The organism is Deltaproteobacteria bacterium HGW-Deltaproteobacteria-6, assembly GCA_002840435.1.
Lineage (GTDB): Bacteria > Desulfobacterota > Syntrophia > Syntrophales > Smithellaceae > UBA8904.
In genome coordinates this window covers 16731-28650 of the sequence record PHAT01000009.1, presented here as the reverse complement: position 1 = coordinate 28650, position 11920 = coordinate 16731, and the positions used below count along the sequence as shown (strand labels likewise).

The 11920-nt window shown below is 50.1% G+C and carries 15 protein-coding genes; 13 read left to right on the top strand and 2 right to left on the bottom strand.

The genetic code is table 11. The features are described 5' to 3' along the window. Positions 1-96: 96 nt before the first annotated feature. From CVU71_16905 to CVU71_16845, 13 genes are all read left to right on the top strand, one after another. Positions 97-408 carry a hypothetical protein gene (locus tag CVU71_16905; GenBank protein PKN17212.1) on the top strand — a complete coding sequence of 104 codons (312 nt, stop codon included), beginning with the start codon at positions 97-99 and terminating at the stop codon, positions 406-408. Between the two features lie 179 nt (positions 409-587). Further along, on the top strand, positions 588-1520 hold the full coding sequence (locus CVU71_16900) for a radical SAM protein (GenBank protein ID PKN17211.1): 933 nt from the start codon (positions 588-590) through the stop codon (positions 1518-1520). A 116-nt stretch (positions 1521-1636) separates the two neighbouring features. After that, on the top strand, positions 1637-2320 hold the full coding sequence (locus tag CVU71_16895; protein ID PKN17210.1) for a hypothetical protein: 684 nt from the start codon (positions 1637-1639) through the stop codon (positions 2318-2320). A 90-nt stretch (positions 2321-2410) separates the two neighbouring features. Next, positions 2411-3199, top strand: coding sequence for a hypothetical protein (locus tag CVU71_16890; GenBank protein ID PKN17209.1), 789 nt, complete (start codon positions 2411-2413; stop codon positions 3197-3199). A gap of 230 nt (positions 3200-3429) precedes the next feature. Beyond that, positions 3430-4494, top strand: a complete 1065-nt coding sequence (locus CVU71_16885) for a 4Fe-4S ferredoxin (GenBank protein PKN17208.1) — start codon at positions 3430-3432, stop codon at positions 4492-4494. Between the two features lie 92 nt (positions 4495-4586). Then, entirely contained in the window at positions 4587-4859 is a 273-nt protein-coding gene (locus tag CVU71_16880) for a hypothetical protein (GenBank protein PKN17207.1), read from the top strand. Between the two features lie 29 nt (positions 4860-4888). Next, positions 4889-5323: a hypothetical protein gene (locus CVU71_16875; protein PKN17206.1), complete on the top strand. Its 435-nt coding sequence runs from the start codon at positions 4889-4891 to the stop codon at positions 5321-5323. Positions 5324-5620: 297 nt separating this feature from the next. Beyond that, positions 5621-6229 (top strand): hypothetical protein, encoded by a 609-nt coding sequence (locus CVU71_16870; protein PKN17205.1) that lies wholly within the window; start codon positions 5621-5623, stop codon positions 6227-6229. A gap of 48 nt (positions 6230-6277) precedes the next feature. Continuing rightward, positions 6278-6565 (top strand): hypothetical protein, encoded by a 288-nt coding sequence (locus CVU71_16865; GenBank protein ID PKN17204.1) that lies wholly within the window; start codon positions 6278-6280, stop codon positions 6563-6565. Between the two features lie 217 nt (positions 6566-6782). Further along, the gene (locus tag CVU71_16860; protein PKN17203.1) at positions 6783-7232 is read left to right on the top strand and encodes a hypothetical protein; all 450 of its coding nucleotides are present in this window, start codon (positions 6783-6785) and stop codon (positions 7230-7232) included. 145 nt (positions 7233-7377) lie between these two features. Beyond that, positions 7378-7914 carry a hypothetical protein gene (locus tag CVU71_16855; protein PKN17202.1) on the top strand — a complete coding sequence of 179 codons (537 nt, stop codon included), beginning with the start codon at positions 7378-7380 and terminating at the stop codon, positions 7912-7914. A gap of 28 nt (positions 7915-7942) precedes the next feature. Next, complete coding sequence (locus CVU71_16850; protein PKN17201.1) at positions 7943-8848, top strand: hypothetical protein; 906 nt, start codon at positions 7943-7945, stop codon at positions 8846-8848. Positions 8849-9126: 278 nt separating this feature from the next. After that, positions 9127-9459, top strand: a complete 333-nt coding sequence (locus CVU71_16845; GenBank protein PKN17200.1) for a zinc/iron-chelating domain-containing protein — start codon at positions 9127-9129, stop codon at positions 9457-9459. 226 nt (positions 9460-9685) lie between these two features. Here the strand turns inward: CVU71_16845 and CVU71_16840 are convergent, their stop codons facing one another. Both CVU71_16840 and CVU71_16835 read right to left on the bottom strand, forming a co-directional pair. After that, positions 9686-10717: a hypothetical protein gene (locus tag CVU71_16840; GenBank protein PKN17199.1), complete on the bottom strand. Its 1032-nt coding sequence runs from the start codon at positions 10715-10717 to the stop codon at positions 9686-9688. Further along, positions 10707-11912 (bottom strand): hypothetical protein, encoded by a 1206-nt coding sequence (locus tag CVU71_16835; protein PKN17198.1) that lies wholly within the window; start codon positions 11910-11912, stop codon positions 10707-10709. The genes CVU71_16840 and CVU71_16835 overlap by 11 nt, the downstream gene beginning before the upstream one ends. Positions 11913-11920 lie beyond the last annotated feature (8 nt).

The following is an 11920-nucleotide window of genomic DNA, read 5'->3' as shown; positions in this document are numbered from 1 at the left end:
GTAAAAATGAAATCCGATAGTTATTCATAGAGAGTGAGACAAACTGAATTTTATCATTAACAACGAGGTAAGAATATTTACATGCGAGGTGAAATGATGAAAAAGGTGGTAAGGGTTCTCTTGTTTGTTGCCCTCGGGGCTTTTGTGGCGACAGTTGGACTTGGTGTCATTTCTCACAATAGCCGGCCAAGCTGTGATCGGTCGGTATCGTTAAATGAGGTCGGCAACTTTGTCAGTGTTTCAGATGCCGACGCGCATGTCGGCGGGCAATGTTATCTTGACGATTCAAACATACAGACTGTCGAGAATAAGTGTTATAGAAAGTGCCAAACCGGCTATAGCAATGTAACCGAGCGCAGTGCCTGCGAGGTTGGATGCAGCACGGCCATATCCGTCGCCACGAGATAGAAGCCGCTGTTTGCAGAGCACTCATTTCCGGGACATCTTGCCATTGTCCATGTAAATGAACGGCGTATTTATGCGGGGCGCGGTCGGTGGTTGCGCCCTGCGGTGGTAACGTAGTGTCTTGACAAAACATGTCTTGAATCATACGTTAATGCAAAATTAATCATTGGTAAGGTGAAACCATGGCATTTGTCAGACCGGAAATTATCAGGCCCCCCAGCGAGCATGCAAGTTATTATCTCCCTTTAACATCGGGATGCTCGAACAACTCATGTACCTTCTGCAACTTTTCCTTTTCCAATCTGGGCATCCGCGATCTTGCGGACGTCAAACAGGAAATCGATGCCATGTCCCTGTATGTGAATTCCCGCATGGTGACGCCGGGGCAGCCCCGGGTTGTTTACTATATCCTGCAGGAGTGGGACGGCAGAAAAGTTTTTCTGCAGGATGGCGACGCCCTGGTCTATCCGTATCCCAAACTGCTTGAAGCTTTGCAGTATCTTAACCAGAAGTTCCCCGACATTCAGCGCATATCGAGCTACGCCACGCCGCAGGATGTTTTGAGGCGTTCCGTTTCGGAATTAAAAGTGCTCAAAGAGCAGAAGCTGGGCATTCTGTATATGGGTGTGGAAAGCGGCGATGACGAAGTGCTGCGGAGGATTCAGAAAAACGCTACCCACGATCAGATGGTGGAAGCCGCTCAGAAAGTGAAGGAAGCAGGCATCCTGCTCTCCATGACGGTTATCCTGGGCTTGGGCGGCGTCAAAGGCAGCGCCAGACATGTGGCGGAGACGGCCAGAATCCTTACGGAAATGGACCCGGACTTTGCAGGAGCGCTGACGCTCACGCTGATTCCCGGAACCGCGCTTTATAAGGAATGGGAGCGCGGCGAGTTTGAGTTGATCACGCCTTTTGATTCTTTACGCGAGCTGAAAGGGCTTGTCGAGAATTCAACTTTCACCAACTGTTTTTTCAGCTCGATGCATGCTTCCAATTATTTTGCGATCCGCGGGACAATGCCCAAAGACAAAGATAAAATTCTCAAGCAACTGAATGCCCTGTTGTCGCGAAAAGATCCCCACATGCTGCGGCCGGAGTTCATGAGAGGGTTGTAGGAAAGGTGAAAAATACAATATCTTCTCCTGACTATTCCGCATTCATTCATAAATGACAGGCCAACATTAGCCACTCTGCGGGATTGGCACTGAAAGCGGTTGGAAGGATTCACTAAATGAAATCAAAACGCGTCACCATTACTGTTTCGGAAAAGGAATCCGTATCCGCGATCCTGTCTGTTCCCGCGCAATTTGAATCCCGGACTGCGGTCATCGTGGCGCATGGCGCAGGCAATGATATGAACAATCCTTTGCTGATTGCTTTCTGCGATCAGCTGGCCCTGGCGGGTTATCTGGCTGTAAGGTTTAATTTCCCTTATAAAGAGCATGGACGGAAAGCGCCGGACAGGCAGGATGTTCTGGAAGATACCTGGCGGCAGGTACTTCGCTTTATGAAGGATACATCAGGTTATCCGCTGCGCAAAATCTTCACGGCAGGAAAATCCATGGGCGGAAGGGTGGCCTCCCAGATGCTGGCCAAAGGCAGTTTGACCTCTGATGGCATGATTTTTCTCGGCTATCCGCTTCATCCCGCGGGAGACAAGACCAAACTGCGAGATGCGCACCTGCCTCTGATCAAGACCCCCATGCTCTTTTTTGCCGGCACCCGCGATTCGCTCTGCGATCTGGATCTTTTGAAAATGGTTCTCAAGCGGTTGGGATCACGGGCGGAACTGGAGATTATCGAAGGTGGCGATCATTCATTCAACGTGCCCAAATCATCCGGTCTTACCAGCCCGGAGGTTTATGAAAAAATCGCGGAAAGAAGTATCCGATGGATACGCACCCTGCCTTTTTGACCGATGCCGCAGTATAAGCCTAAACCCGCCACTTTTTACTTCAGGAATTTCGTGTTATAGTCGCTTCCAGAAAATTTAAGGAGGTTTCCCATGTTTACCTATCATGATGTTCTGCTGGACATTAACGACAAAATCGCCACGGTCACCCTCAACCGGCCAAAGGCCAGAAATGCCTTCAACGCCGGTATTCTCCAAGGATTGTATGAAGCCGCAAATCATATTCTGAATGAACCGTCCGTCTATGCGGTGATCCTGACCGGAGCGGGGGACCAGTCTTTTTGCGCGGGCATCGATCTGAAGATGATTGCCGCGGGCGAAGATCTTGACGGCGGACTCAAGCGCCATGACCGGTTCGGGCATATTCAGATCTACCGGGATTGCTTTACCGCTTATGAAAAACTTCCCGTTCCGGTGATCGGCGCAATCAATGGGTTTTGCTTCGGCGCGGGCCTGGAGCTTGCTCTGGGGTGCGATATCCGCCTGGCCGACGAATCGGCTTTATTCTCTATCCCCGAAGTTCAACTGGGCATTATTCCCGACGGCGGCGGAACACAGCGGCTTGCTAAACTGGTAGGCGTGGGCAAGGCCAAAGAACTGATCTACACCGGGCGGCGGATTGACGCGGCCGAAGCGCTGCGGATCGGTCTGGTGGAGCATGTCTATCCCAAGGCAAAGTTGATGGAAGAAACCCAGAAGCTGGCCCTGGAAATCGTCAAAAACGGCCAGCCAGTGATCGGCTGCAAAAGAGCAATCAACATCGCCGTCAATTATCCATCGGATGTGGGCCTTCTGTTTGAATCTTCCACGCAGCAGGCATACCTGGAAGCTTTCCAGAAGGGCGCCGGTGATATGTTGAAGAAGGTCAAGGAGGAAAAGTAAAAAGGACCGAGGTTCATACCCCTGCGGGGCACAAGTAACCCTGCGGGTCACAAGCGGTTCATGGTTCACGGTTCAACGGTTCAAGGATCAAGGATCAAGGATTAAGGTTCGAGGCAGCTTAGGTGAAGTCGAGGTTAGCGTTAATGTGTGACGCTTTTTCGATGCGTTGATGCGTATATTAAAAGAATCGTTAATGTGATGAAGTCTGATTATAAATTAAGGAGAACACTGTGAGCGACACATACCGGCGTCTGGCTGAATTCCTGGATACCTTTCCCCAGCGGTTCCCCGTGAATACGGAATCGGGGATTGAATTGAAAATTCTGAAACATATTTTCTCGCCGGATGAGGCGGAAACATTCATGAAGCTCAAGCCCATGCCGGAAACAGCCGCGGAAATCGCCGCGCGAATCGGCGGCACGCCGGAAGAAACGGAACAAAAGCTCTTCGAGATGTCCAAAAAGGGGCAACTCTACCGCGCGGGCAAAGAAGGCAAATACAAATACATGGCCACGGCTTTTCTGGTGGGGATTGCGGAATTTCAGATGAATCGCATGACCCCCGAGTTTGCGAAAGACTTTCAGGAATTCGAGACGATTCTTTACCAGTCCACCTGGATGAAGGGGACAACAAGGGATCTGCGCACGATTCCCATCTTGGAGGCCGTTGACTCCGACGCGCAGGTGATGCCTTACGAAAACGTCGAAGAAACAATTCGCTCCGCCAAATACATTTCGATTTCCGATTGCATGTGCCGGAAACTCAAAGGGCTGGTAGGCTCGCCCTGCGTCCATCCTGTCGAGGTCTGCTTTCATTTCGGAAGCGGAACGCATTACTTTGTGGAAAACGGGCTTGCCCGGTACATATCGCAAGACGAGGCCATGTCGATCCTGCAAAAAGGGAAAGAGGCAGGCCTGGTCTGCCAGCTTTCCGCCTCTCAGGACCCCAACGCTCTGTGCATGTGCTGCGCCTGCTGTTGCGGGCCGCTGCGGGCCTGTAAAGCCCATGCCAAACCTTCAGAGATCGTGAACAGCAGTTTTTTTGCCCGGGTGTCCGAAGATGATTGCACCGGTTGTGAAATGTGCGTTGAACGCTGCCCCATGGATGCTATTACCGTTGATGATGTTGCCCGGATCAATCCGGATCGCTGCATCGGCTGCGGGGTATGCGCGGTCACGTGTCCGGTTGACGCCGTGAAAGTCTTCCGTAAGGAAAAAGGAAAAGAGTTCATCCCGGAAAAAGATGTATTCAGCGCCACCATGGCGATCTATCAGCAGCGCCGCAATCAGGGGTGATGAAAGGAAAAGGGGTTATGACCGTTGACTTTTTCTGTTGGATTAAATGAACCACCTGCCGGAAAACGAAGGAGTTTCTTTCGCAAAAGAAGGTGGAAATCAATGATAGAGATATTTTCAAAACGCCGCTCAACCGTGCGGAAATCGAGGCGCTGTTGCAGGGGAAGCCTGCCTCCGATATGTTCAGTTTCCGCTCTCCCTCTTTCAAAGCGCTGGGATTGGATCAGGCCAAACTGTCCGATCATGATCTGATTAATCTGATGCTGAAAGAGCCGCGCCTTATCCGCCGACCCATCGCAAAGATCGGCAGGAAGGTTTACTTCGGCGCGGACAGCAAGGTTCTGGCGGAAATTATCAAATCCTGAGTTTATCTCTGACAGGAGGAGCGTTGCGTATGAAGGAGAGGATTGTTTGTTTTGCCCTCGGTTTATCCGGAGAAGACATGGAAAAAGGCAGAGCTTCATTTTACGGGCTGAACAGGGAAATACGTCTGGACGTGGTTGCTGTTACGGAAGACATGCTGGACGCGCAAGTAGGAAAAATATTGGATGGCGTCACGGCGGGTTTTGAACCGAACAACACCGGAAAACAGCAGAGTGGAGCAACGGCATTGCCTCCCGACCTTAATCAATACCGGGTGGTTATGGTAAACACCATGGAACGTGAGCAGGTTCTGCAGGTGATGAGGAGTTTCAAGGCGGTTCTACGCGATCCTCAGGAACTGATCTTTGCCGTGATAACGGATACGGCCCGGACCTGGACGTTTGGAGATTATATCGGACATCTGGGGCGGGAGCACGAACATATGAAAAGCCGCAATCCCGGATGATCCGGACAAGAAACGGATGTAAACGGTAATCCTGCCGGGAAAGCGTCAGGGTACAAACGGGATCAAATCTTTAATCTTGACAATTCACCGGACAAAAGGCGATATTCCAATCACATTCAACGATAGATCAGTTCGTCTTTGTCAGGCGTTGTGTCAAAAAGACGCGGCTGAAAAAGTGAATTTTACACCTGTCTGAGCTTGTCGGCAGGCGCTGAATCTATAATACGGTTTATCCGGAAATCAATAGTGTTCAAGCCAAGTGCGGTCGGCTGATAATATGATCTGAAAGGAGAACTTATGACAGTCAGAATAAGCGCCCAGGAAATTTCCTACCCTCATTTGAATAAAAAGGAGCTCACCAACGATATTTGGTTTTACCGGGAAGAATGCCGGTATTTGCGGGAAGCATGGATCATCCATCCAAAAGATTATCAACCGGAATCGCTTATTGATAATACCGATCCGAAAAACTATTTCGCCGCGGAGGGTTTATTCTCCATCCCCGGTTCTTTTTACATGGCGCCAAGCTTGAACAATGATCCCAACGCCGACAGGTTTACGCATTTTAATGCCGTCGACGCCGTGATCTGTTTTAATCAGTTGGGCTTTATCCAGGCGATTGAAGGCGGCATGCGTGAATTGCTCCCGTTTTCTCATTTCAATATCGACATCAATAGTCTGAGAACCGTAAAGACGACGATCAATATTTTAATTGCCAAAATTAATACGACCTTTGTCCGCCCGATTGACCCCACCGATTTTACAGGCATGGTAACCATCACCAAAATGTATTACCACAAGGGGCTCCCGTTTGCGGAAACGGAATACAGTTTTCAAGATAATAAAGGGGGGCTTGCCGTCGGTTCCGCAAGAACCGTAATGTTTGTCCAGAATCTGAAAGACTGAAGAATATATTTATTTGCGACAAAACATATAACTGAAGGAGGAAGCATCATGGCTGATCCGATGAAAGTGGTTCTGAAGATTTTGTCCGTTAAAGGGACCTGCGTCGCGGGGCACAAGGCGGGGGATGAATTTGATTTGAGCAGGGACTTTACGCTGGGATTTTCCGGCGGCGACAAGGCTCTCTGCCCCTCGGCGTTTTATGCCGCTTTTCCGGCGTGGCGCGTTTTGCGTTTTGGCGGGGAATTCCCCTGGGAGGAAGATAAGGATGTCACCCGCATTGCCTGTCCGGACCCTCTGAATCCCGTGGTGATGGAATTGAGAAGGATCAGGGAATAGAAGGATATTTATTTTCATCGCATATTTAGAAACGGGATCGCATTTTACCTTTGATTCAGGGAGGGCTTTGCCGCTTTCCGCCCATCCATTTCGCTTGCAAAATATTGCGAAGTATAAGAATGATTTTGACAGTTCAATGAAAAAAATGAAAAACGATACACCATACCTGATGATGAATAATCTGACGGCATCCAAATCTGACAGCAGGGGATAAAGCATGTCCGGAACAACAATTGAACCATTGCCTAAAAATGCGACAGAAGCACAGGGGCTTTTAATCAAGGCCTTCCATGAAAAATGCGGCGATGAAAGTTTGCCCGCAATCGACAATATCCTGGGTCGTCAGGGACGCGCTCTGGGGCTTAAAGTTAAAAGCAAACTGCCCGATTGCCGTTTGTCCACTGTGGCTGCGGCCTTTACAAAAAACTTCGATCCGGCAACCATCAATATCGTTGCCGTATCCGATGAAAAGTTCCATATTCAGGGGACAACCTGTCCTTTCGGATTGGAAAACACATCAAGGCAACTCTGCGAAGCGGTTATGGCGATTGATCGCGAATATTTTTCCGCAGCAACGGACGGCAGGACCACGCTTACGATTTTAAAAACCAGGGCGGCAGGAGATTCGATCTGCGACACCGTTTATACAACCAGATCTGATAAATAAGGGCCGGGCTTGCGGTTCTTTGCCTTACCCCGGCATGTCGGATATTTTATCAAAGCAGTTTCGCGGGCACGCGTCTGGCTGCACGAATTATACGACCAATGTACTATCCTCGGTTATCCGATGAAATTAAAGGAGGGTGTTTGATATGGCGTCAAGGCTGACGATAGGAAACAAAGCCCGTGACTTTAGATTAAAAACGCCATGGGATGCCGAGATGGGATTCTATGATGCTGTCGGCAATAATCCGGCCGTTTTGATTTTTCTGCGCTATTACGGATGCCCGGTCTGCCAGATGGAAATGGCAAAAATAAAACAGGATATCGAACTGGTCGGAAAAAAAGGCGGGCGCGTATTTGTCGTGCTGCAAAGTCCGCCGGAAACGATTGCTGCTTTAATCACCAGAGACGATTTTCCCTTTACCATCATTTGTGATCCTGAGGGGAAAGTATTTCAACTCTATGGCGTGGAGGCAGGCGGAATTTTCAAATACCTGCATCCCGCCGGTTTGGTCGCGGCAATCAGGGCGGTCAATCGCGGTTTCCGGCACGGCAAATTTGAAGGGAAGGAAACGCAGCTTCCCGCGGCGTTTGCCATGACAGGGGACAAACTCATCAAGTATTCCCGTTATGGAAAAAATATCGGCGATATGCCTCCGTTGTCCCAAATGATCATCGGCATATAACAGATAGGGCGGCAAGCGGAGGAGAATTATGCAGCAGCAGGCGAAAGGTCGGATACACGAGCGGATTACGGCGATTCCCAATGCGTGGTATCCGGCATACATTGTTCGGGGTGAAAAGAAGAATCTGATGATTGACGCGGGGGTGAATCTTCTGGGGCCGCGCTATCTCACTTCCATCAGGGATATCCTGGGTAATCCGGAGCAACTCCACTATCTATTTTTGACACACTCGCATTATGATCACGTTGGCGCTGCGCACTATTTGAAGCGGCATATTCCCGGGCTGGCCATCGGCGCTCATGAAAGACTTGCCGGACTGCTGCAAAAGTCATCCGTGCTGGACGTGATGAATCAGCTCAGCGGCAATCATGTTGAACTTTTAAAGTATAATACCTCGGCCGAAGACCTGACGCTCCGTCCGTTTGAAATCGATATTCGCCTGAAGCAGGGTGAGGAGTTTGACCTGGGCGGGTTGACCTGCCGTGTCTATGAAACGCCCGGTCATACCAGGGATTCGCTGTCTTTTTATTTTCCGGAGATCAAAACCCTGTTCCCCAGTGAAGCGTGCGGCGTGCTTCAGGGTGAAACAGGCGGTTCGATACAGGTCGAGTTTCTGTCTTCATACTCTGATTATATCGAATCTCTGAAACTGATGATCGCTCTCGAACCGGAAATCATTTGCCTGGGGCACGCCTGGATGCTGACTCATGAAGACGCGAAGGAATTTCTCAAACGCGCGCTTGCCGAAACATACCGCTACCGTGAACTGATTGAAAGCTACCTGATCGAAGCCGGCGGCAATATTGAAAAAGCAATCGAGAACATGGGCCATGTTGAATACGACATCAAAGGCGGCATCTATCAGGAGCGTGTCTCCTATATGACGAATCTGGCCGCTCAGGTAAAGCATATTGCCGGATTGATGAAACAGTAAACAACTGATACCAGGCCGCATTCTTTTGTCCCCCTGTGCACAATCCGGAAGTTTGAAATTTCCATAATTCCTATCATTGTTAATGAAGGGGCAGGGGAGATTTTGTTGAATATCACATTGACATGGCAAAAATGATATTTTATAAAAAGACAAATCGCTCCCGCAGTAACGGGGAAAGATTGCTTGTGGCATTTTCTCCGGGACTATGGAGCTGAACGTGGTTCGGGAACTGAGCATCCCGGTTGTTACTGAAAAATAAAGTTAAGAGAGACAGGTTTATGGAAAAGCCGCTTTCCTGCCTGCAGTGCGGCAAATGTTGTTTTGTTGATTTTACGGCTTATGCGCAGCAAGAGGATTATGACCGGTGGCGCGCCGAAAAGAGGCACGACATTCTGGATATGATCGAACACCGCCATCTCACCTGGGCCGGAGACCGGTTGATCTCCGCCGATACCGGCGAGACACCCCGGGAATGTCCTTTCCTGTATAATTCGGAAAACAAGTGGCTTTGCTCCATTTACGGAACAAGGCCCGCAGTGTGCCGGGAGTATTGTCCTGGATCATCTGAGCTTTGCCCCCAGTTTATGATTAAACGGCGCGTTGGAACATAGAGAGCAAGCTGTCAGGAAGAAGACCGGCGTTGATTTGTCGATCCGGCTGGTTACTCCCGATCCGACAGGTTGATCTTTGCTTCTTCCTGCATGATGCTCGGAATACATCATTCATTTCTGTAAATAGCGAAACGCTTTCAACCCCTCCTCTTCCAAAATCGGACCAATCCAGTCGCGCTTTCCGCTTCCATATCCATGGCTGTGTCCTTACAATAAAAAAACCTGCTTAACGGGGTGATAACGCTTCTACGCGGGCACGGTCCTTAATAATAAATTTCAGCAAATCTTTGGCAAAATCAGAATAAATATTGATATTGTCGTAATTGGTCGGCTGAGCCAGCTTCTGCAACAACAATGCGTCTGCGTCAAACCAGCGCGGCACCAATGCGGCAAAGAAAAAGCCCAGGTGGTTCAGCTTTTCGGTTAATGCTCCGCTCCAGGGTTTATCCATTGGTAAAAACACCTGCAATACAACGGCCCCGGCCTCCGTATATTTCTTAACCAGACCGGCTATCACTTCGCCTGCATCTTCTCCCGCTTCAAAGATGGAAATTCGCAATACGCCCGCGCCGGCAATGAAAGTATCGGCATAACGGGTTGCCGTTTCTTTCGGCAATGGCTGCGTGCCGGCTTCAAACTGACGCTTGCGCTTCGCGTTATCATAAATTTTTCTCAGGATTTCTTCATAGGGGGCCGGCAGAAAGACGGTGTGGGGTTTTTCTTTAAGACAGGCACAGGCCACAACCGCGCTTACGCGCCCGGACGCCGACTTTTCCGTTTCATAGGATTCGGCCGGCATCAATTCAATCTCGATGCCTGTCTCTTTGCCTCCAACGCTGAGCGTCGATTTTTGCATGAACACATGGTTGGTGACCGATTCGCCCCATATTTCTTCTCCCCCGATCGCCCGCATCAGGGCCTGCGCAATATAGCCATGGATAACCTTGTCAAATCCCTTGCCGCGGTGTTCCTTTAAAACCATGCCCTGTCCGCCCTCGTAAAGGCCATGATAAGTTTCCTTCAGGCGGTACATGGCGTGATGGCCCAGGATATTGCCTGAGGCATCCGCGACGACAACCCGGTACATCAGGCCTTCTTCCTGCTGCCGGATGATGTAATCAGGATCATACATTTCCCTAATCGGATAATGGTCTCCATAAATCGCCCTGTAAAGCGCTACAACACCCGGAGCGTCAGATTCCTGCATTAGACGAACCTGATATTCACCAAATTCCTGTGAGGGGGCATTAATCTTCATTTTTCTCTCCTTTTTTTTGAAAAAGTATTATTATGGAAATCAGACAAACAAGCGTAAAGCCCGCCGCCATGTAAAACAGTTTGCCAAAATCCGCGCCGAGCGTGATGAGCATCCCGCCCAGATACGGCGTGATGAAGTAGCCCGCGTCCATGGCAAAGAGGGTCATGTTGGTATTAAGGCCGCGCATGGCGGGCGAGGAGGCGGAAAAGATCAAGGCATTCAGAACGGGCAGGGCAACTCCCATGCTTCCTCCGTAAACGACCGCCAGCAGGTAATAGGCTGAAGGGGTGCTGACATTGGGCAGCGCGATCAGGCACAGCAAAAGCAAAGCCAGAACAATCATGACGAGCCGTGTTTTATTAAATTGGTCAAACATGGCGGTGCCGAGGAGACGCACGGCAATCATCGTCGCCATAGAGATCATAAAAAAGACGCCTACGTTGCCGATGCCCGTTTGCAGGGAAAGATTCTTCATGAAATAGAAAAACGTGGCATGGGCCAGATAAATAAAAAGCGTGGCCAGAAGCAAAATGACCACGGCATGCTGTCTGAAATTATCCCGGATCCCGGCAAGGGTCAAACGGCGCATCAGGACGGCATCCATGCCGCCGAGTGTCCTGACGATGCGTTTGCGCAAAGCAATCATCAGCAGGATTGCGGCCACTGAAAAGATGGAAACTCCGGCATAGATGTCGGCTGCGTTGCGGACATGCGGCAGCAGGGCTTCCGTGAGCGGTGGAATCAACGCATAAGGGATCATGATGGCGATGGAAAGCGTGCTGAATCCCTGGCCGCTCTTTTCCGGGGGAATAAAATTTACCATCAGGGAAATCACGGCGGAAGTGAGGAGGACAAAGACCCCGCCGTGGATGACGCGCAGAATAATCATGGCCGTCACGGTTTCCACCCAGAGGTAGGAACAGGAGACCACAACCAGGAGCACGAGGGCGAACATGGCGACGCCATAGGCGTTGCGCACATGCAGCCAGGGCAGCACCAGCAGGCGAAGCCCGAAGGCGGCCATGGGTTCCAGGCCGACCAGAAAGCCGCGCCAGATGACGGGAATTTCAATGACGCTCAGATAATAATAGAAACTGTAAAAGACGCTGACGTTGCAGAATGCCGTCACAATCACCAGGCACAGCGCCAGAAATTCAAAGGTAAAAAGGCTTTTTTCGCCTGGTTTGACGGTCATTTTACCAT